Origin of the sequence: Methylomonas lenta (genome assembly GCF_001644015.1) — a bacterium.
Classification (GTDB): Bacteria; Pseudomonadota; Gammaproteobacteria; order Methylococcales; family Methylomonadaceae; genus Methylomonas; species Methylomonas lenta.
This window is the reverse complement of sequence record NZ_LUUI01000041.1, coordinates 1-19,810: the sequence shown is the minus strand read 5'-3', so window position 1 is coordinate 19,810 and position 19,810 is coordinate 1. Positions and strand designations below refer to the sequence as shown.

Below are 19,810 nucleotides of genomic sequence, written 5' to 3'. Positions count from 1 at the left end.
ATTCCATGCATATTCCTTACTTTTGTTAGGCAAAGCTGATTTAGATCACTACAATGCATTCAGCTTGATTGGGTTGAATACGACTGGCTAGATGGCGAGGAAGCGACCGTGTAAACGGTACCACAATAATAAAAGGGCAAACTATTCACTTGCTGTCTTTGATGGTAGCCGTCCATTAAATATAAAAATAATACCGGACGAAGCCCGCTTTAGGTGGGCTTGTTATGCTCAGAAAATTTTCAGTCATCGTATGATTTTACTTTGCTTCAGATGTGCATCGTATCCTTATTATTGGCGATAAAAACCGATCTGACCTCCGCAGCTATTAAGAAGCTGTATTCTAAGTCCTTGGGATCGAACTGCTGCTCAACACCCAGCAAACGTTGGTGGGTGTGCAAAAAGTGTTTTTTTGATGTTTATCCTGATATTTAAACCTTCACTAAAGCTCAATACCCAACCTTTCTCCTCTAGTAAACAATCGTGCAATCCTTAATATTTATTGTTTAAATCAACTTGTTTCATTCATTAAAACAAATGCTTAAGGTGTTTTTGTTGTATTTTAGCTACGAATAAAAAAGTTCAATTATGTGATGGAGTCAAAAATAAATTGCAACAAAATCAATTGATAACACTTTTAATTTAAAGTTATACTGGCACTCGCCGAGAAAAGGCGTTATGCTAAAAACCCGGTATAAAGCCAGAGTTTTGTTGTTTAAATACTACTGAGTTGTTTTTTAAACATAAAATCCCAGTAATCAAATTTAAGGCTGATAATTTTGATTGTGAGATTAAGTCTGGCGATGGTTGAAGTTAGTATTAATTAATACGTTTTGCTATTGAGAGTGTAACCCGGAGATACCGGAAAAATTTTGCCAGCAATGAAAGCCAACGACTAAAAAAAGCCTCAAACCTGGAGAAGAATTATGATGGAAGACACTATGGAACTAACAAAAGAGCTGGATATGGATATTCCCGACATCATATCTTTTGACGAAGATGAAGATAATGACGAAACTGATGAGGATTCTGCGGAAAATTTAAAATCGGCTGAAGTTGATATTGAGCTTCAAACCGAAAGCAGCTTCGATGCTACCCGCGCCTATCTGAATGAACTCAGTAAATCGGTGCTGCTGACCGCTGATGAGGAAAAAGTTTACGGTAAACGCGCTTTGGCAGGTGATCCGGAAGCTCGAAAAATTATGATTGAAAGTAATTTGCGCTTGGTGGTAAAAATCTCGCGGCGCTATTTAAATCGTGGTCTGCCGTTGTTGGATTTGATAGAAGAGGGGAATCTAGGTTTAATTCGGGCCGTAGAAAAATTTGATCCTGAGCGAGGATTTAGGTTTTCCACCTATGCAACCTGGTGGATCAGACAGACTATCGAGCGGGCTATCATGAATCAAACCCGCACTATTCGCTTGCCAATTCACATTGTCAAGGAAATGAATATCTACTTAAAAGCTCAACGCAACTTGGCGCAGCAGCTCGACCATGAACCAACGCCTGATGATATTGCCAAACATTTAGACAAGCCGGTTAAAACTGTCAATAAAATGCTCAAACTGAACGAGCGAGTCACTTCTGTTGATGTTTCTTATGGCAAAGATTTTGACAAACCTTTATTGGAAACCATCACTGAAGAAGAAAGTCGCTCACCCGCCGAGATTTTGCAGGATGACCTGATTCATACCAATGTCACTCACTGGGTATATCAACTGGCTGATAAGCAAAGAGAAGTGATTTGTCGTCGCTATGGTTTGTGTGGTTTTGAAACCGCAACCTTGGAGCAGGTGGCCTTGGAGCTGGGGGTGACTCGTGAACGTGTTAGGCAAATCCAAATGGATGGCTTGAAGCGTCTGAAAGAAATTCTGGAAGATACCGGATTTTCGTTTGAATCTATCTTTAATTGAACTAGAAATAAATTCAATCCTGTAACCAAACACAGCCATCACTTACTTTAGCTATTTTCTGTAGGCGTTGCTGGTGGGCCAATAGTTCTTCTTCACTGCAGCGTATAACTTTAAGTTTAGGCCGGTCGGCAGATAGTCTGACGATAGTCTGTTGCTGGCTGCCTTCTGCGTGTTCATCGACATCCAGCAATGATGCTTGACCGCCGGTCATAATTAAATAAACGTCAGCCAGAATCTCGGCATCCAGTAACGCGCCATGCAAGTCACGGTGACTATTGTCTATGCCATACCGTTTACATAAAGCATCCAGACTATTGCGTGCGCCAGGGTGTTTTTTGCGGGCAAACGTCAATGTGTCGAATACACTACTATTGCTTTCAATCGTGCGGGGATTTTTAGCTAACAAAGCCAGTTCATGATTTAAAAAACCGACGTCAAACGGGGCGTTATGAATAATCAACTCGGCATCGTGGGTAAAGGTCATAAAATCCTCCACCACATCGGCAAAGCGGGGTTTGTCCTCTAAAAAATCGTTAGTAATGCCATGTACCTCGATAGCGCCGGCGTCGATTTCCCTATCAGGATTCAAATAAACGTGAAACCGGTTTTGTGTCAGTCGCCGATTAATCAACTCCACACAGCCAATTTCTATGATTTTATGGCCTTCCTTGGGATTGATGCCGGTTGTCTCGGTATCTAACACCACTTGCCGCTGTTGTTTAATGCTATTCATCATGGCAACTGATTACTGCGCAAAAGCTTTTAACAATTCGGTTTGTACTTGAAATACCGGCTCATCACCTGCCTTTGTCCTTATATATTGACCATTGTTTTGCAGCAACCAGGCTTGAGAATTATCATTCAGGTTGGCATGTAAATCGTTCAACACACGACCACTGACTTTTTTATCTTCAAGCGGAAAACAGACCTCCACGCGTCGAAACATATTGCGATTCATTAAATCGGCACTGGAAGCATAAATTGCCCAATCACCACCATTCATGAAAGCGTATATGCGTGTGTGTTCTAAAAATCTGCCGACAATAGAGCGAACTTCTATGTTTTCAGAGACACCAGGCACACCAGGGCGCAGACAGCAAATTCCACGCACTATCAGCTTTATCTCAACCCCGGCTTGTGAGGCTCGATACAGCGATTGAATAGCCTGTTCCTCGACCACGGCATTCACTTTAATAATGATTTTGGCCGGTTTACCTTTTTGCGCGAGATCGATTTCCCTGTCTATCATTCTTATCAAGCCCTGATGCAGGGTAAAAGGCGATTGCAGTAGTTTGTTAAGCTTGCTGACTTTGCCGAGACTGGTTAATTGCATGAACACCCGTCTGACATCCTCACTGAGTTCTTTTTCGCAGGTAAACAAACCGTAATCGGTATACAAACGAGCGGTTTTCGGGTGATAGTTACCGGTGCCTAAATGGACGTAATTACGGAAACCGTTGCCTTCTTTACGTAATACCATACACATTTTAGCGTGGGTTTTGTAACCCACCACGCCATACACCACATGGGCAGCCGCTTCTTGTAGCTTAGCGGCTAAGCCAATATTATCTTTTTCGTCGAAACGGGCGCGCAGCTCAATCACTACAGTGACTTCCTTGCCCGCACGGGCTGCTTTGATTAAGGCTGCCACGATAGGTGAGTCAACGCCCGTACGATACAGCGTTTGCTTAATGGCCAAAACATCCGGATCTGAAGCGGCCTGGCGGATAAAGTCCACTACCGGGGAAAATGACTCGTACGGGTGATGGAGCAAAATATCCTGTCGCCTAATACAGGCAAATATATCTTTATGCTTTTTTAATACATTCGGCAAGCCGGGTTTGAAAGGTAGAAATTTCAGATCAGGGCGGTCTACCATGTTATAGATGGCCTGAATCCGGCTCAGATTAACCGGGCCATTGGCAAGGAACAAGCGGTCGCGGGTCAGTTCAAAGCGGGCAAGCAGAAAGCTTACGGTTTCTTCCGGGCAGTTGGCGTCAAGTTCCAATCGCACTTCGTCACCATAATTCCGCATGGCTAACTCGCCTTCCACAGCCATCATTAAATCGTCAATGGCATCGTCATCCACAAAAAAATCGCTGTTACGCGTGACTCGAAATTGGTAACAGCCCTTAACGGTCATACCATTGAACAAGTCCGACACAAAAGCATGAATAATCGAAGATAAAAAAACAAAATCGTGCGGTCCGCTATCAGTTTCACTGGTGGGTAACTGGATGATACGTGGTAAGGCACGGGGTGCTTGCAAAATAGCCCGACCGCTGTTGCGACCAAAAGCATCTTTACCGGTCAGTGAAATAATGAAATTTAAACTTTTATTCAGAATGCGCGGGAAAGGATGCGCCGAATCCAAACCAACCGGCGTCAGAATGGGGAGTAATTCTTCATTAAAGAATTTTTCCAGCCAGGCTTTTTGCGATTCGCTCCAACTGTCGCGCCGCATAAAGCGAATATTTTGCGTTTCCAGGCAAGGAATTAAAATCTCGTTCAAAACCCGGTATTGTTCGGATACTAATTCATGTGCCGAGGTGGAGATTCTTTCAAATTGTTCCTGGATGCTCAATCCATCCGTACTGATGGCGCTGGCATCGATTTCTGCCATTTGCAGTAAGCTGGCGACCCGTACTTCGTAAAATTCATCTAAATTTGAACAAGAAATACACAAATAATTTAGCCGTTCCAGCATCGGTAGATTTTCATCCATCGCTTGTGCCAAGACCCGAATGTTAAATTCTAAAAGACTGGCTTCGCGATTGATATAAAGTTCGGGGCTGTTTAATGCTGGGGGACTAAATTCGTGGGTATCCATAATGACTGTCTGCTGGGCGTTGCAAAATGTAAATTATAGAGCAAATTGGCTTTATGCATGGTGACCGTTAGTGTGCGCGCTTTGGCTGGAGTGGATTTGATATAATCTGCACTTATTCATTCATCTGCCGAGCGTCATGATTTTTTCAACTATCGAGTCCCAAGTAGGCAACACACCCTTAGTGCGTTTACAGCGATTGCCGTCTGCTAGCAGCAATACCATTTTAGTAAAACTGGAAGGCAATAATCCGGCCGGTTCGGTAAAGGATAGGCCGGCCATGAGTATGATCAAACATGCTGAAGCGCGCGGCGAAATCAAACCTGGCGACAACCTGATCGAAGCGACTAGCGGCAATACCGGCATCGCATTGGCGATGGCGGCCGCGATCAAGGGCTACAAAATGACTTTGATTATGCCTGATAACATGAGTGCCGAACGCATAGCCTCAATGAAAGCCTATGGTGCCGAGATTATCCTCACCCCGGCCAAAGGCAGTATGGAAGCCGCAATCGATCTGGCACGCAGTATGGAAGCCGCAGGCAAAGGCCGCATTCTGGATCAGTTCGCTAATCCCGATAATCCACTTGCGCATTACGAAGGCACAGGCCCGGAAATCTGGCGCGACACGGATGGCAAAGTGACTCATTTTGTGAGTGCCATGGGCACCACCGGCACAATTATGGGTACTTCGCGCTATTTGAAAGAACAAAACCCCGCTATTCAAATAGTCGGCGTGCAACCAGAAGGTGATTCGAAAATTCCAGGTATTCGGCGTTGGCCAAAGGAATATTTGCCCAAAATTTATGATGCTCAACGGGTCGATCAAATTATTGATGTCAAGCAGGCCGATGCCGAAAACACCACGCGCGCCTTGGCGGCAGAAGAAGGTATTTTTGCCGGCGTTTCCTCCGGTGGGTCGGTGTTTGCCGCCTTGCAATTAAATCAACAACTGGAAAATGCGATTATCGTGGCGATTATTTGTGATCGTGGCGATCGATATCTGTCGACCGGGATATTCCCAACTTAAATGAAGATTTTTCCAGCTCAGGGCGCGCCTAGCGTTCCCTGACGGATTTATGGCTGTCAATCAGCGCTATTGCAGTACTTTAAAGAAACCTGGTCGCCAGCTGACCATCAACCACACTATAAAATGGCCCACAAGAAAAAACTTCCGCAAGACCCTGTTACTGTCACCATTGAATCACTGTCGCACGATGGACGTGGTGTCACCCATGTTGATGGCAAAGTCGTTTTCATTGATGAAGCCTTACCCGGCGAAACCTTGGAATTTGTCTATACCGATAGTCGGCGAGATTATGCTGAAGGTAAAGTGGTGAATCTGTTGACTCGGGCTGAACATAGAGCTGATCCCGAGTGTCCGCATTATGGGGTTTGCGGCGGCTGTAGTTTCCAGCATGTAGACGATGGCGAGCAAATTCATTTCAAGGAAGATTTGCTGCAGGAGCAATTTCGCCGCATCGGTAAAGTCGAAATCCCAGAAGTTTGGGAAGCGCTAACGGGGCCGCATTGGGGCTATCGGCGTAAAGCCCGTATGGGTGTGAAATGGGTAGCTAAAAAGGGCAAAGTGCTAGTGGGTTTTCGTGAACGCCGTAATCCATTTCTGGCTGAAATTGACAGCTGTAAAGTCATGCATCCTCTGGTTGGGGAAAACCTGCTGGCTTTGGGTGACATGATTGCCGGACTGACCATTAAAGATAAAATCCCACAAATCGAAGTGGCTATTGGTGATACCGAGGTTGTGTTGGCATTTCGTGTGCTGGTGCCGCCTACTGATGAGGACAAACAACGCATGCGAGGGTTTGCCCACCAACATAACATCAGTATTTGCCTGCAACCCAAAGGTCCAGACACTATCGTGCCACTGGACGGCGAACCCGAAGTTATCCCGAGTTATGCTCTAGCAGAACAAGGTTTGAAATTTAATTTCCGTCCAGCCATGTTTACTCAGGTTAATTACACCATCAATCAAAAAATGGTCACAAGGGCATTGGATGCGCTGGAATTGACTAAAGACGACCGGGTGCTGGATTTATTTTGTGGATTGGGTAATTTCACTCTGGCGCTGGCAACTCGAGCCGGACATGTGGTGGGTATAGAAGGCGATTTGCCGTTGGTGAAACATGCTCGTGAAAATGCTCGCTTGAACAAGCTGGAAAATGTCGAATTTCATGTGGCTGATTTAACTAAAGACCTGAAAGATTCGCCCTGGTGCAAACAAAAATTCAGCAAGGTATTGCTTGATCCATCTCGCGCCGGTGCCTCGGAAGTGTTGCATAATTTTAAGCATTGGCAGCCGGAACGCATAGTCTATGTATCCTGCAACCCCTCTACCTTGGCACGGGATGCCGGTATTTTAGTCAACGAACTAGGATATAAATTGGTAAAGGCCGGCGTGATGGATATGTTTCCACAAACCGCACATGTTGAGTCAATTGCTTTATTCGTTAAAAAATGACCCTGCATCTGGATGTGAGTATCGCCAGCCAGCAGCTGATTTTGTTTGAAGATGAGCAAGTCATAAAACGATATCCGATATCCACTGCCAAAAATGGGCCTGGCCAATTAAAAGGTAGTGAATGCACGCCCACCGGTTGGCATCGAATACGCGTCAAAATTGGCGCAGGTGCCCCGATTAACAGTGTTTTTATCGGCCGCCGCCAAACCGGGGAAATTTATACCTCGCAACTTGCCGCTCAGCAACCTGCTCGCGACTGGATACTCAGCCGCATACTTTGGTTGAGTGGACTGGAACCTGGCCATAATCGTTATGGTAATGTCGATAGTTGCTGGCGCTATATTTATATACACGGCTGCCCGGATGAATTGATGTGTGGTGTGCCGGCATCGCATGGCTGTATTCGGATGGCTAATGCTGATGTCATTGAATTGTTCGATGCGGTCCAGCCGGGTTGCAAAGTCATGATACACGCATAGGACATTAGCATGGCACGGATTGTTTTAGGCATAGAATACGACGGCAGTGCTTATGCAGGCTGGCAATGGCAAGTCGGTATAGCAACCCTGCAAAACGAGTTGCAAACCGCACTAAGCAAAATCGCCAATCAGCCGGTTACGGTATTTTGCGCAGGGCGGACCGATACCGGTGTACACGCACTGGAACAAGTGGTGCACTTTGATTGTGAGGTGAAACGAGATCTGCAAGCCTGGTTAACCGGCGGCAATAGTCAATTGCCGGATGATATTCGCATTACCTGGGTGCAGTATGCGGTGGATGATTTTCATGCTCGTTATAGCGCCATTGCCCGCTTTTATCGTTATGTGATTTTAAATCGGACCATGAAATCAGCCTTGTTGCGTACCCAAGCCACTTGGTGTTATCAGCCACTGGATGCGGATTTAATGCATATCGCAGCGCAAAATTTGATAGGCGAGCATGATTTTTCTTCCTATCGTGCTCAAGGTTGCCAATCCAAAAGTCCCAATCGGTTTATGCACTTTATCGATGTCTATCGGCAAGATGATCGTGTCATTATTGATATTTGTGCTAATGCCTTTTTGCACCACATGGTGAGGAATATTGCCGGTGTGTTGATGGATATCGGCATGGGGAAACAGCCGGTAAGCTGGACAACAGAGCTGCTTGGCATAAAGGATAGAGCGCAAGCTGCAGTTACAGCCGCCCCGCATGGTCTGCATCTAGGTGGGGTTTTCTACCCCGAACGTTACGGCATTGCCAAGCATTCGCTGTTTGATAAATTACCTAAAGATACCCGGCGTTTTAAGTGGTAATCAACTGCTGGCTTAACGTGTGGTGAATTAAAGTTTGCAGTTTGATTTAGCTGCTGGAAAACTCTGAAGTAAGTGTAGAATCAAGTGCAAAATCCATGCGACAGCGGCTAACTTAATAAATGACTGAAATGCTTGAAGCCAAAATCTGCATCTTATTGAATCAAGCCAGAGTCTCCGCTATAAGCGGCAATATAGAAAGCTTGCTTGGCTTTAAGGCCGATGATTTTTTCAGCGGCAAGCTTAGCCTTCAAGAACGTATCCATAACGATGATCTTGATATTGCCGAGCAGCTGTTTGCTAAAAGCATCATTCCAGCTAACGGGTTTTTTAATCTTCGGATCAGACAGGCGAATGGTCGCATTTGTTGTCTGAAAGTCATTTACAGCAAACAGTCCGATCAAAACAGCGCAGACATTATTCTGACTCTACAACTGCAGGATGCCAAAAGCCTGGCTCAGCGCGAACGGGTTTTGTCGGCTGATTTCAAAGCCATGATGGAAAACACCGATGATTACATTTATTTCAAAGACCGGAATCACGTATTTACCGGTGCCAGTCAAACATTAGTCTCAATCACTGACCCATCCGAACACTGGGGCGATTTACTCGGTCAAACGGATTACGATGTGTTTCCGGAGGCGTACGCCGATGTGTATTACCGGTTGGAAAAACAGGTGTTTGCAGGTATCCCGGTGGCACATGAAATTCAGGAAACCCTGGATAATCTGGGTAATACAGGTTGGGTGGATAACCGGAAATATCCAATATTAGACGAAAACGCCGAGATTATCGGCTTGTTTGGCATTGCCCGTATCATCACTGAAAACGTTAAAAATCAGCTGAAGATACAACAACTACTTAACGAGAAAAATGCGATTTTGGAAAATCAGTTGGTTGGATTTGCCACCGTCAAGGATAGGAAAATAATCTGGGCTAATCCTGCCTTCGTTAACCTGTTTGGCTACAGTAAACAAGAACTGGTCAATATGCCTACCCGGCAGTTTTATACCCATCAGGCTGACTATCTGGCTATCGGTAAAGATTATGCCAAAATTGCAGATAGGGTTGTGTTGTACCGAGAATTAGAATTCGTGCATAAAAACGGTCATCGGGTATGGATAGACCTGAGTGGCATGATGCTCAATTCGAAAGAAGATATTACGCTGTGGTCTTTTGTTGATGTCACTGAATTAAAACATCATACTTTGGCATTGCAAAATTCTGAAACCGAATTTCGCACTTTGTTTGAAGCCAACAGCGACGCGGTTATGCTGCTGGATGATAGCGGTTTTATCAACTGTAATCAGGCCACTCTGGCGCTTTTTGGTTGCGGCAGCGTCGGCGAGTTTTGTAATTACTCGCCAGCCAAACTTTCACCATTCGAACAAACAGCTGGTTCGCGTTCAGACGAACTGGCCGCGCAAATGATAGATATTTGCAGGGCACGTGGTAGTCACAGTTTTGAATGGCTACACAAACGCCTTGATGATGGGCGAGTATTTCCGGTAGATGCGCGCTTGACCGCAATGGAATTGAGTGGCAAGCAGCTTGTGTTGGCGGTGATACGCGATATAAGCCTGCAAAAACAGATAGAGCAAGACTTGCGTATTGCGGCTGTTGCTTTTAACTCTATGGAAGGCACCACTATCACCGATGCCAAAGGTGACATTCTTAAAGTCAATCCGGCTTTCAGCAAAATTACCGGCTACAGCGCTGAAGAAGTGATCGGCCAGAATCCACGGGTACTGCAATCTGGGCGTCATGATGCGGATTTTTACCAAACGATGTGGAACAGCTTGATCAATACCGGTAGCTGGGAAGGTGAAATTTGTAATCGACGCAAAGACGGCAACATATATCCTGAATATCTGACGATTTCTGCGGTAAAAGATGATCAAGGCAAGATAAACAACTATGTTGCTATTTTTCGCGATATTACCCTGAGCAAAGCCTCCGCAGAAGAAATCGAACGACTGGCTTTTTATGACCCGCTGACCCAACTACCCAACAGACGATTATTGTTAAATCGGCTGACGCCTACCTTGGCCTGTAATGCGCGTAATGGCAGAAATGGCGCTTTATTGTTTATTGATCTGGATAATTTTAAAACCTTGAATGATAACTACGGTCACGACAAGGGAGATGTCTTGCTACAACAGGTGGCCGAGCGATTACTTTCATGCATACGAGAAGGTGATACAGTGGCTCGTTTGGGAGGTGATGAATTTGTCGTCATGTTGACAGACTTGAGTGCAGATCAGTTAGATTCTGCTGCTTTGGTGGAGTTGATTGGGAATAAGATTCTCATGCATCTAAATAAGCCTTATTTGTTAGGCGAACTGATTTATCACAGCACACCCAGTATCGGCGCCACACTGTTTAATGGACATGAACAAGAGGTGGAAGCACTATTAAAACATGCCGACATCGCCATGTACGAAGCAAAAACGGCGGGTCGAAATACGCTACGTTTTTACGATCAACAGATGCAGGCTGTTATTGCTGCTCGAGTACTTTTGGAACAGGAGTTACGGCTTGCTTTAATAGACAATCAGTTCAGGCTTTATTATCAACCACAAGTCATTGATCGCCTTATTATTGGCGTTGAAGCTTTAATACGCTGGCAACATCCGCAACATGGCTTGCGGCAACCACTGGATTTTATTCCATTGGCCGAAGAAAATGGCTTGATTGTCCCCATTGGACAGTGGGTGCTAGATAGCGCTTGCGCGCAAATCAAGGCATGGGAAAGCCATCCGCAGATGGAACATTTACAACTGGCGGTTAATGTCAGTCTGCGCCAGTTTCGGCAAGCTGATTTTGTAGAACGGGTCAGTTGCATCATTCAACATTATGCCATTCGGCCGCATAGGCTGAAGTTGGAAATAACCGAAAGCCAGTTGATGGAAAATATTGATGATGCGATTGAAAAGATTCGGGCCTTGCGGGAATTGGGTGTGCGGTTTTCCATGGATGATTTTGGTACGGGTTATTCATCCTTGGCTAATTTGAAAAAACTCCCGATTGATCAACTTAAAATTGATCGCAGTTTTGTTAAGGATATTTTGCGAAATGACGATGATAGGATCATCGTGCAAACCATTATTGCCATGGCTAATAAAATGCACCTTGAGGTGATTGCCGAGGGTGTCGAAACCGAACATCAACGAGATTTTCTTATCCTGAACGGCTGTAATCTACATCAGGGCTATCTTTATGGTAAGCCTATGTCGCTGGCAACATTGGAACAATTATTAACAGAATCGATCGATGATAAATCGCCATCATCCCAAATAACAATTACCGAACTTTAAATTCAACTGCATCCACAATAGCTAGATGTAATCCGTGTTATCAGGGACAACAATATCGATAGGGTCAATTTAAAGTTAGCGCAGCGGCGCTCAACTGGTTAGAATTCCAGGTGCTTCACTTAAAACCTCGATCGCTGATTATGGAGACTGATCATGAAAAAAACCACTACCGCTGCCTGCTTGCTTGCTGCAGCTACTTTTATGCTGACAACAACTCTGCATGCAGAAACCTCAGCTGATAAACCGGTTAAACCGCAGCACGGCGAATATAAAGATTGGCTGACATTAAGCGTTTCACACCGACTGGATAAGAAATTGGTGCGTAGCATTCTGGGTAATGATATTGCCATCAAAGCTGCTCGTGAAGGGAAAATGAAACCCTGGCCGGATGGCACCATCATTGCCAAGGTAGGTTGGAAAGAAAAAATCGATCCCAACTGGCCACAAGCTATCATACCCGGTGAATTTGCCGGTGCGGAAGCGATGATTAAAGACAGCAAAAAATTTGCCGAAACCGGCGGCTGGGGCTTTGGGCAATGGGTAGACGCTAAACTGGTAATGCATGACAAGGAAAAATCAGCGACTTGTTTTGCTTGCCATACGCCGATGAAAGATGCGGATTATGTTTATACCGTGCCTGTCATGCAGCAATAAAACAGTCGGGGGCGAGTCATTCGTCCCCCTCTAACCCCGCTAGACAACCCACGTGCGCGGCAACACTGCTTGCCAATGCCTTCAGGTCGTAGCCGCCTTCCAAGCTTGAAATGATATGACCGTTGCAGCAGGCATCTGCAATCGTCATCAGTTCTTGCGTGATCCAGCGAAAATCATCTTCCACCAGTCTCAAGGAGGCCAAGGGGTCGTCTTTATGCGCATCAAAACCGGCCGAAATAAAAATCAGTTGCGGGTTAAATTGCCGTACTGCCGGCAAAATAATGTCCTGATATTTTGCGCGGAATGTGACACCATCGGTGCCGCTCTTTAAAGGTACATTAATGATATTGCCGACACCGGTTTCGGTTGGATGTCCACTGCCTGGGTAGTAGGGCCACTGGTGACTGGAGGCATAAAGCATCTGGGGTTGTTCATAAAAAGCTGCCTGGGTACCGTTGCCGTGATGTACATCGAAATCCACAATGGCTATACGTTCCAATCCGTAACGAGTACGCGCATATTCAGCGCCAATGGCGATATTGTTAAACAAACAAAACCCCATAGGATAACCCGGCATGGCATGATGTCCGGGTGGGCGCACGGCGCAAAATGCTTTGTCAGCTTTACGGCTGCTGATTTTGTCCACTGCATCGCACAACGCGCCGACTGCACGCAAAGCCGCCTGTTTTGAGCCGGCTGAGGCAACGGTATCGGCATCGAAATGCGTCAGGCCGTGTTCAGGTATGCCAGTCAATACCCGGTTTATCATCGCGTGGGTATGAATGAGTGCCAGTTTGTCTTCAATGTCTGTCGGAATCGGCGGCGCGACGCGTTGCAGGATGTTGAATTTTGGAGCGCTAAGTGCTTGCTCGATAGCTCGCAATCGCTCAGGTCTCTCGGGATGTCCGGGGCCAGTGTCATGATGCAGAAAATCCGCATCAGTGTAATAAAGTACTGTCATAAACCACCTCCAAAAATACAATCGACAGGCATGTTTAAATATAAACTTTTAATGCAGTGTAACTGGTTTAAATACAAACTACCTTCTAAAATCAACCGTTAAAAATATTACTCCGAGATCTATTATGAGCAAACCTGTCACACCGTTACTTGCTGCCGATATGTTGATCGAATTGATTGATTATCCAGAACGCCCTTTTGTATTGATTGAACGCGCCTTTCCACCTTATGGCTGGGCTATCCCGGGCGGGTTTGTCGATGTGGGTGAAACGGTCGAGCAGGCGGCTATTCGTGAAGCCAAGGAAGAAACCGGGCTGGATGTCAAGTTGATCGCCTTATTGGGGATTTACTCCAATCCAAAGCGTGATTCACGCAATCACACGGTTACTGCTGTTTATGTTGGGCAAGCGCACGGCATGCCATTGGCCGCCGATGATGCGAAGAATAGCGGCTTATTTACCTTTGATAATCTGCCTGAGACACTGGCGTTTGATCATGATTTAGTATTAGCGGACTACAAAGCCTTTAAAGTCAGTGGTCAGCTGACACCGCTGCGACCTAATCCATAGTTATTCGGTCGTATGACGCTATGACGATTATTGATCTAATGCACGAACCGCAGCATATTCCAATCCTGGCTGCTTGGCACCATCAGGAATGGGCGCATTTGAATCCCGGAGCTAGCCTGGAAAAGCGTATTCAGAAAATGCAGGCCTATCTGAGCGATGAATGGTTGCCTAGTACGTATATATGTAAGCGGGGAGGGCAATTGATTGGTTCTGCCGCGGTTGTGGCTTGCGATATGGATAGCCGACCGGAATTGACGCCGTGGTTAGCAAGTGTTTGTGTAGCGCCGACATTTCGTTGTCAGGGCGTCGGTTCAAAGTTGGTCCAGCACGCCATGCATCAGGCTAGGCAGGTGGGTGTTGGCAAGTTGTTTTTGTTTACGCCTGATCAAGAACGCTTTTACCAGGCATTGGGCTGGACGACGATTGCGGAAGAGATCTATCGGGATTGCTCAGTAAAGGTTATGCAAGCGGTATTAAACGACTAATCTGCCCAGGTAAGCTTATCAACGCCTATAAAACAACCGAATCAGTAATAAAGTCGATAACAAACCGGCAAACATAAGCGGTGTGCTGAGGTCTTTTTTGACTAGCCAGGCAAAATGAATCACACCCACGATGGCGATGGGATAGATCAAGCTATGCAAACGTCGCCAGTTTTTGCTGCCGATTTTGCGGGTGATAGTATCATTGGAGCTGATGGCTAGAGGCGTCAGCAATACAAAAGCTGTGAAGCCTAAAGTAATATAAGGCCTTTTGCTGATGTCTTCGATGATGGCTGCAGCGTCGAAAAACTGGTCCAGAATTAAGTAGGTCAAAAAATGCAGGCAGGCGTAAAAGAAAGCGAATAAACCCAGCATGCGACGTAAGCGTATCGGCCAAGACCAATGGGTGATCAAGCGCAAAGGTGTTGCTGTTAGAGTGATCAGCAAAAAGCTTAAAGTCCAAAAACCTGTGGTATGGGTGATTTTTTCGATAGGGTTAGCCCCTAAATCATCCTGATAAAAGCCTAAGATTAGTTTGATAAAGGGTAATAATGCCAGCAGAAAAACCCCAACTTTCAGCCAGGGCATGACACGGTTAAGCTTTGATTGCTGTCGCATAGTTTAAAAGTCTTTGGTTAAATCCATGCCGTTGTATAGCGATGCCACTTGATCTGCATAGCCGTTGAAGGGTAGCGTAGGCCGCTTTAAAAAATCACCGATGCGGCGTTCTTTAGCCTGACTCCAGCGCGGGTGATCGACAGCCGGATTGACGTTGGCATAAAAGCCGTATTCATTCGGCCCAGCCTGCATCCAGCTGGATACGGGTTGTTGTTCGACAAAGCGAATTTTGACTATGGATTTGGCGCTTTTGAAACCATATTTCCAGGGAATGACCATCCGTACCGGCGCACCATTCTGCTTGGGTAGTAATTCGCCGTACAAGCCAAAGGTCAGCAATGTTAAGGGATGCATGGCTTCGTCGATGCGTAAGCCTTCCTTGTAAGGCCATTGCAATACCGGGCTACGTTGGCCGGGCATTTGTTCGGGGTCGTGCAAACTGATAAATTCAACATAGTGAGCAGCAGAGGTAGGTTGTACTCGTTTGATCAATTCTGCCAGCGGATAGCCTAACCAAGGTACCACCATAGACCAAGCTTCAACGCAGCGCAGCCGATAAATGCGTTCTTCTATAGGGGCTAGTTTTAGCAGTTGATCGATGTCAAAGGTCTGGGGTTTCTCTACTTCACCTTCAACGCTGATAGTCCAGGGCCGAGTGATTAAACTGCTGGCGCGTTTGGCTGGGGATTCCTTATCAGTACCGAATTCATAAAAATTGTTGTAACGGGTGATGTCTTTCAGTGGTGTCAGTTCATCGGTTAATCCATAAGCCGAAGAGGCGCTGGCTGTCAGTTTCTCATTAGCCAGTAATGGGTTTGCCAATAATGCCGCCGATACGCCGGTTGCCATTTGTATAAAGCGCCTGCGTTGCTCAAATAAGGTTTTGGGGGTGATTTCTGAAGCAGGTATAGTGGAGCTGTATGATGTCTTCATGATATGCGACCTTTTTGATGACCTATGTGCCTGTGCTTAGTATTCAGGTTTTCTGATACAAAAGCGATTGATTCGTTCCAAAAAACCAGGGTCTGTTGGTTATCTCTGTCTCGAAATCATGACAGGCTGGGAATTTTTAGTTGTTTCAACACATAAACACCAGCTAGTACTAAAATTGATCTAGTTAATTAACCCCATATAACCCTATGAAGTCTATTCTGGCAGGTAAATCCATTCTGATTGTCGAAGATTATCCTGCCATGCGGAAAGCCATCCGAGACATGTTATACAGTTTGGAAGCCGATACTATTGTTGAAGCTGACAATGGGGTCAGTGCTATCAATGCAATCAGCAAAACCAATTTCGACATCGTGCTGTGCGACTACAATTTGGGTGCTGGTAAAAATGGTCAACAAGTTCTGGAGGAAGTACGTTTTCGTAAATTAATTGAATATAACTGTGTTTTTATCATTATTGCTGCGGAACAAAGTGCAGGCTTGGTGTTAGGTGCTATGGATAGCAAACCGGACGAATATCTGACTAAACCTTTTAATGCCCAGCAATTGTTTGTGCGTCTGGAAAGGAATCTGCTGCGTAAAGACTTGATGCAAGATATTGAAAAGGAAATCGAGCGTGGCAATTTATCGCAAGCCATTCAGCAGTGTGAAAAGCTGCTGACAAAAGGCAATAAACGTATGCGAACCCATTTATTAAAGATGCGAGCTGAATTGGCTATCTTGGTGGGAGATTTTGATACGGGTCGACAAGTTTATTATGACGTATTGCAGGAACGTGATTTGCCTTGGGCTAGGTTGGGGCTGGGGATTATCGATTTTCAACAAGGTGATTTGCATCAAGCTGCCAGTGAATTTGAAGACTTGCTGCGAGAATATCCTATGTTTCTGGAAGGTTACGACTGGTTATCTAAAGTGCATGAGGCTGAGGATAACTTGCAGGAGGTAGAGGATGTATTGAATCAAGCGGTCGATTTATCACCGCAATGTATTTTACGCCAAAAAAAACTGGCGACCACAGCCGACAAAAATGGTCATGTCGAAGTGGCGGAAAAAGCTTACAAGGCCGCTGTATCGCTGGGTAAATATTCTGTATATAAATCTTGTAGTGATTTCACCAACTTAGCCAAACTTTACAGTAAAACCAGCAATTCTGAAGCAGCTTTGAAAACCCTGGCTGATATGCGTCAGGAATATGTTAATAATCCGGAAGCTGAATTGCGCGCCTCCACTTTGGAATCAGACCTGCATAATGTCAGTGGTAATGAGGAAATGGCCAAACTGTCGCTACAAAAAGCCTTGTCGCTGCATAAGCAATTGGGTAGCAAAACGCCGAAAGATTTACAGCTGGATATTGCCCGTAGTTGTTATTTACAAAATCAGTCTGCCGAAGCTGAAGCTATTATGGATGGCTTAATCAAAACACATATTGATGATGAAGCATTTTTAAATGATGTCAGGCGTATGCAGTCTGATATCGGCATGGAAAATCATTCTGAAGTTTTGATACAAACTACCAAACGCGCATTGGTAGCCACTAACAATAAAGGTGTTCAATTATATAAACAAGGGAAGTTTAAAGAAGCATTGGCGCTATTTGACAAAGCAATGACTGTTATGCCGGATAATAAAACCATTATTATCAACATGCTAAAAATAATTATGCATGATTTAAAAGCCACGGCCATTGATGAGGAAAAATTATTACGTGCGCAGGCGCTGTTTAAAAAAGCCAGGCAAATAAATATCGATCGACATAAGTTGGGTGTTTTGCAAATGGAATTCTCCAATCTTCTGCGTAACCATGTATCCGAGCCAAAAGTGTGATGGCAGAATTTAACAACGATACGCTGTTTCCAGTGATATTAGCCTCTACAGTCCACGATATTAAAAATTCTCTAGGTACCTTATTGGGCTTGATTCAACAACTGGCATTGAAGCAATCGAGTGATCAACTGGATGAAATTAGGCAACTAGGGTTTGAAGCGAATCGTATAAACCATAGTTTGATGCAGTTACTGGTGATGTATAAAATAGGTCATCAAAAATTTGATTTGCAGGTGGAAGAATATGCGGCGATTGATGTCATCAACGAAGCCCGTGCTCAGCAAGATAGCTTATTGCAAATGAGCAATGTTCATGTGCGGGTTGAATGTAGCGAAGACTTATTGTGTTATTGCGATTATCAATATATTAGCAATGCGTTGGGTACGATTTTAAATAATGCTCAGCGTTATACGCAGCAGTCGGTAATAATCTCAGCCAACAAATCAGACGGTTATATCAAATTTTGCATTGAAGATGACGGGCAGGGCTACCCGGTAAATTTGTTAAATGCTGATTTAGGTAACCCGGTAGATCTGAATTGGGTAAATGGCAATACCGGCTTAGGATTGTATTTTGTTGCTGCAATAGCCAGTTTTCATAAAGACCGCGAAAAAACCGGCTTCGTTAAAATCGATAATCAAAGTCGAATCGGTGGCGCCCGCTTTTGTTTATATTTGCCATGATTGTCCTGGATTGACCGGCGCATTAAGAGACAGGGAGCTGCTTCTAGGCTAAAATGCCTTTTTTAGATTTTTCAATCAGTCCGCTGGCGCGGACATAGCCTTAAAAATTCAAATCTATATGACTATTTTAGTAACCGGTGGCGCCGGATTTATCGGCAGTAATTTTGTGTTGGATTGGTTGGCGGAAAACGATGAGCCGGTGGTGAATGTCGATAAACTGACCTATGCCGGCAACTTGGAAAACCTGGCCACTTTAAAAGATGATAATAGACATTTATTCGTTAAAGCCGATATTGGTGATTACGATGTGATGCTGGATCTTTTGAAACAACACGCAATTCGCGCAGTGGTTAATTTTGCCGCTGAGTCGCATGTGGATCGCTCAATTCATGGTCCGGAAGATTTTATCCAAACCAATATCGTCGCCAGTTTCAGATTATTAGAAGCCGTCCGCTGCTACTGGAATAGTTTAGAAGCACAAGAGCAGCAGAATTTTCGGTTTTTGCACGTCTCTACTGATGAGGTTTATGGTTCGTTGGATAAAACCGATCCGCCATTCCTGGAAACGCATCAATATCAACCCAACAGCCCTTATTCAGCCAGCAAAGCGGCCAGTGATCATTTAGTGCGCGCCTATCACCATACCTATGGCTTGCCGGTGTTAACCACTAATTGTTCCAATAACTATGGTCCGTATCATTTCCCAGAGAAATTGATACCACTGTGTATACAAAATGCACTGTTGGGTAAAGATTTACCGATTTATGGTGATGGGCAACAGATACGCGATTGGTTGTATGTGAAAGATCATTGCAGCGCCATACGCCGAGTGCTGGCAGCCGGTCAATTAGGCGAGGTTTATAATGTCGGTGGCTGGAACGAAAAAGCGAATTTGGATGTGGTTAATACCTTGTGCAGTATTCTGGATGAATTAAACCCGCGCTCCGATGGCAAATCCTATGTTGAACAAATAACTTACGTTACTGATAGACCAGGACATGACAGGCGTTATGCCATCGATGCCAGCAAGCTGGAACGTGAACTAGGCTGGAAGCCGGCTGAAACGTTTGAAACCGGTATCCGCAAAACCGTGCAGTGGTATCTGGATCATCAAAGCTGGGTGAATAACGTGTTATCGGGTGAATATCAAACCTGGCTAGATAAAAATTACGCCGGACGCAGTGCATGACAAAGCAGCTTGAAAACAATTTGCCCAACCTAGTCCTTATGACTAATTTGTTGGGA

At 45.1% G+C, this 19,810-nt stretch carries 17 protein-coding genes; 12 read left to right on the top strand and 5 right to left on the bottom strand.

The window, feature by feature from the left end:
- Window positions 1–926: 926 nt before the first annotated feature.
- Window positions 927–1,910 carry an RNA polymerase sigma factor RpoS gene (rpoS, locus tag A1359_RS02680; RefSeq protein WP_456297535.1) on the top strand — a complete coding sequence of 328 codons (984 nt, stop codon included), beginning with the start codon at window positions 927–929 and terminating at the stop codon, window positions 1,908–1,910.
- Window positions 1,911–1,923: 13 nt separating this feature from the next.
- On the opposite strand, the gene dnaQ is transcribed toward rpoS, so the two are convergent.
- Window positions 1,924–2,643, bottom strand: coding sequence for a DNA polymerase III subunit epsilon (dnaQ, locus tag A1359_RS02675; protein WP_157200440.1), 720 nt, complete (start codon window positions 2,641–2,643; stop codon window positions 1,924–1,926).
- Between the two features lie 12 nt (window positions 2,644–2,655).
- A complete protein-coding gene (gene ppk1, locus A1359_RS02670; RefSeq protein ID WP_066977612.1) occupies window positions 2,656–4,740 on the bottom strand; it encodes a polyphosphate kinase 1 in 2,085 nt (694 codons plus the stop codon).
- A 136-nt stretch (window positions 4,741–4,876) separates the two neighbouring features.
- On the opposite strand from ppk1, the gene cysM reads away from it, so the two are divergent.
- From cysM to A1359_RS02640, 6 genes are all read left to right on the top strand, one after another.
- On the top strand, window positions 4,877–5,767 hold the full coding sequence (gene cysM / locus A1359_RS02665) for a cysteine synthase CysM (RefSeq protein ID WP_066977610.1): 891 nt from the start codon (window positions 4,877–4,879) through the stop codon (window positions 5,765–5,767).
- Between the two features lie 123 nt (window positions 5,768–5,890).
- A complete protein-coding gene (gene rlmD / locus A1359_RS02660) occupies window positions 5,891–7,216 on the top strand; it encodes a 23S rRNA (uracil(1939)-C(5))-methyltransferase RlmD (protein ID WP_066977608.1) in 1,326 nt (441 codons plus the stop codon).
- Window positions 7,213–7,695 carry a L,D-transpeptidase gene (locus A1359_RS02655; RefSeq protein ID WP_066977605.1) on the top strand — a complete coding sequence of 161 codons (483 nt, stop codon included), beginning with the start codon at window positions 7,213–7,215 and terminating at the stop codon, window positions 7,693–7,695. The genes rlmD and A1359_RS02655 overlap by 4 nt, the downstream gene beginning before the upstream one ends.
- A gap of 9 nt (window positions 7,696–7,704) precedes the next feature.
- Complete coding sequence (gene truA, locus A1359_RS02650; protein ID WP_066977602.1) at window positions 7,705–8,511, top strand: tRNA pseudouridine(38-40) synthase TruA; 807 nt, start codon at window positions 7,705–7,707, stop codon at window positions 8,509–8,511.
- 119 nt (window positions 8,512–8,630) lie between these two features.
- Window positions 8,631–11,825, top strand: coding sequence for an EAL domain-containing protein (locus A1359_RS02645; protein WP_083960461.1), 3,195 nt, complete (start codon window positions 8,631–8,633; stop codon window positions 11,823–11,825).
- A 153-nt stretch (window positions 11,826–11,978) separates the two neighbouring features.
- The gene (locus A1359_RS02640) at window positions 11,979–12,479 is read left to right on the top strand and encodes a cytochrome P460 family protein (protein WP_066977599.1); all 501 of its coding nucleotides are present in this window, start codon (window positions 11,979–11,981) and stop codon (window positions 12,477–12,479) included.
- A gap of 16 nt (window positions 12,480–12,495) precedes the next feature.
- Here A1359_RS02640 and A1359_RS02635 read toward each other — a convergent pair whose 3' ends face one another.
- Window positions 12,496–13,440 carry a histone deacetylase family protein gene (locus A1359_RS02635; protein WP_066977596.1) on the bottom strand — a complete coding sequence of 315 codons (945 nt, stop codon included), beginning with the start codon at window positions 13,438–13,440 and terminating at the stop codon, window positions 12,496–12,498.
- A gap of 124 nt (window positions 13,441–13,564) precedes the next feature.
- On the opposite strand from A1359_RS02635, the gene A1359_RS02630 reads away from it, so the two are divergent.
- Both A1359_RS02630 and A1359_RS02625 read left to right on the top strand, forming a co-directional pair.
- Window positions 13,565–14,008, top strand: a complete 444-nt coding sequence (locus A1359_RS02630; RefSeq protein WP_066977593.1) for an NUDIX domain-containing protein — start codon at window positions 13,565–13,567, stop codon at window positions 14,006–14,008.
- A 20-nt stretch (window positions 14,009–14,028) separates the two neighbouring features.
- Window positions 14,029–14,493, top strand: coding sequence for a GNAT family N-acetyltransferase (locus tag A1359_RS02625; protein WP_066977590.1), 465 nt, complete (start codon window positions 14,029–14,031; stop codon window positions 14,491–14,493).
- An 18-nt stretch (window positions 14,494–14,511) separates the two neighbouring features.
- Here A1359_RS02625 and A1359_RS02620 read toward each other — a convergent pair whose 3' ends face one another.
- A complete protein-coding gene (locus A1359_RS02620; protein WP_066977586.1) occupies window positions 14,512–15,108 on the bottom strand; it encodes a protein-methionine-sulfoxide reductase heme-binding subunit MsrQ in 597 nt (198 codons plus the stop codon).
- A 3-nt stretch (window positions 15,109–15,111) separates the two neighbouring features.
- Window positions 15,112–16,041 (bottom strand): protein-methionine-sulfoxide reductase catalytic subunit MsrP, encoded by a 930-nt coding sequence (gene msrP / locus A1359_RS02615; RefSeq protein WP_066977584.1) that lies wholly within the window; start codon window positions 16,039–16,041, stop codon window positions 15,112–15,114.
- A 206-nt stretch (window positions 16,042–16,247) separates the two neighbouring features.
- On the opposite strand from msrP, the gene A1359_RS02610 reads away from it, so the two are divergent.
- From A1359_RS02610 to rfbB, 3 genes are all read left to right on the top strand, one after another.
- Complete coding sequence (locus tag A1359_RS02610) at window positions 16,248–17,882, top strand: tetratricopeptide repeat-containing response regulator (protein ID WP_066977580.1); 1,635 nt, start codon at window positions 16,248–16,250, stop codon at window positions 17,880–17,882.
- On the top strand, window positions 17,882–18,565 hold the full coding sequence (locus A1359_RS02605; RefSeq protein ID WP_066977577.1) for a sensor histidine kinase: 684 nt from the start codon (window positions 17,882–17,884) through the stop codon (window positions 18,563–18,565). Before A1359_RS02610 ends, A1359_RS02605 begins: the two co-directional genes overlap by 1 nt.
- Before the next feature lie 118 nt (window positions 18,566–18,683).
- Window positions 18,684–19,754: a dTDP-glucose 4,6-dehydratase gene (rfbB, locus tag A1359_RS02600; RefSeq protein ID WP_066977574.1), complete on the top strand. Its 1,071-nt coding sequence runs from the start codon at window positions 18,684–18,686 to the stop codon at window positions 19,752–19,754.
- Window positions 19,755–19,810: the final 56 nt, after the last annotated feature.

What these genes read in the sequence shown, in the direction of transcription:
- rpoS (WP_456297535.1), top strand. Translation starts at nt 927, where the DNA reads ATGGAAGACACTATGGAACTAACAAAAGAGCTGGATATGGATATTCCC.
- dnaQ (WP_157200440.1), bottom strand. Translation starts at nt 2,643, where the DNA reads ATGAATAGCATTAAACAACAGCGGCAAGTGGTGTTAGATACCGAGACA.
- ppk1 (WP_066977612.1), bottom strand. Translation starts at nt 4,740, where the DNA reads ATGGATACCCACGAATTTAGTCCCCCAGCATTAAACAGCCCCGAACTT.
- cysM (WP_066977610.1), top strand. Translation starts at nt 4,877, where the DNA reads ATGATTTTTTCAACTATCGAGTCCCAAGTAGGCAACACACCCTTAGTG.
- rlmD (WP_066977608.1), top strand. Translation starts at nt 5,891, where the DNA reads ATGGCCCACAAGAAAAAACTTCCGCAAGACCCTGTTACTGTCACCATT.
- A1359_RS02655 (WP_066977605.1), top strand. Translation starts at nt 7,213, where the DNA reads ATGACCCTGCATCTGGATGTGAGTATCGCCAGCCAGCAGCTGATTTTG.
- truA (WP_066977602.1), top strand. Translation starts at nt 7,705, where the DNA reads ATGGCACGGATTGTTTTAGGCATAGAATACGACGGCAGTGCTTATGCA.
- A1359_RS02645 (WP_083960461.1), top strand. Translation starts at nt 8,631, where the DNA reads ATGACTGAAATGCTTGAAGCCAAAATCTGCATCTTATTGAATCAAGCC.
- A1359_RS02640 (WP_066977599.1), top strand. Translation starts at nt 11,979, where the DNA reads ATGAAAAAAACCACTACCGCTGCCTGCTTGCTTGCTGCAGCTACTTTT.
- A1359_RS02635 (WP_066977596.1), bottom strand. Translation starts at nt 13,440, where the DNA reads ATGACAGTACTTTATTACACTGATGCGGATTTTCTGCATCATGACACT.
- A1359_RS02630 (WP_066977593.1), top strand. Translation starts at nt 13,565, where the DNA reads ATGAGCAAACCTGTCACACCGTTACTTGCTGCCGATATGTTGATCGAA.
- A1359_RS02625 (WP_066977590.1), top strand. Translation starts at nt 14,029, where the DNA reads ATGACGATTATTGATCTAATGCACGAACCGCAGCATATTCCAATCCTG.
- A1359_RS02620 (WP_066977586.1), bottom strand. Translation starts at nt 15,108, where the DNA reads ATGCGACAGCAATCAAAGCTTAACCGTGTCATGCCCTGGCTGAAAGTT.
- msrP (WP_066977584.1), bottom strand. Translation starts at nt 16,041, where the DNA reads ATGAAGACATCATACAGCTCCACTATACCTGCTTCAGAAATCACCCCC.
- A1359_RS02610 (WP_066977580.1), top strand. Translation starts at nt 16,248, where the DNA reads ATGAAGTCTATTCTGGCAGGTAAATCCATTCTGATTGTCGAAGATTAT.
- A1359_RS02605 (WP_066977577.1), top strand. Translation starts at nt 17,882, where the DNA reads ATGGCAGAATTTAACAACGATACGCTGTTTCCAGTGATATTAGCCTCT.
- rfbB (WP_066977574.1), top strand. Translation starts at nt 18,684, where the DNA reads ATGACTATTTTAGTAACCGGTGGCGCCGGATTTATCGGCAGTAATTTT.